The organism is Mycobacterium arosiense ATCC BAA-1401 = DSM 45069 (assembly GCF_002086125.1).
GTDB classification, from domain to species: Bacteria; Actinomycetota; Actinomycetes; order Mycobacteriales; family Mycobacteriaceae; genus Mycobacterium; species Mycobacterium arosiense.
The window spans coordinates 1-287 of the sequence record NZ_MVHG01000309.1; the positions used below are offsets into that span (position 1 = coordinate 1).

A 287-nucleotide genomic window follows, 5' to 3' on the forward strand; every position below is an offset into this window, starting at 1 on the left:
GCTCAGGGCTTCCGGGGCTCGTTGCCGAGCAGACGATCGAGTTCGCCCATGACGCGATCGCTCTTGGCCTCTTCGAGCTTGCGCCGGGCCTCGGCGAGATTGGCCTGGGCGCGCTCCATCTCGACCATGCCGACGGCGGTGATCACCGCCTGCAATGGCACGCCCCTGCCGGTGGAGCGCATGCCGTTGCGTTCGCGTTGCTGCGGCGCGCAGATGAACTGGAGGACAGCCTCATGGCTTTCGTTGGGCAGCGGGGTCCAGCCCTTGGCGAAGGTGAACTGGAGGTT

Annotated in this window: 1 protein-coding gene; it reads right to left on the bottom strand. The window is 66.9% G+C overall.

What is annotated here, in order from left to right; all coding sequences use genetic code 11:
- Window positions 1–2: 2 nt before the first annotated feature.
- On the bottom strand, window positions 3–287 hold a 285-nt coding region (locus tag BST14_RS32015; RefSeq protein ID WP_169926131.1), incomplete at its 5' end, for a hypothetical protein.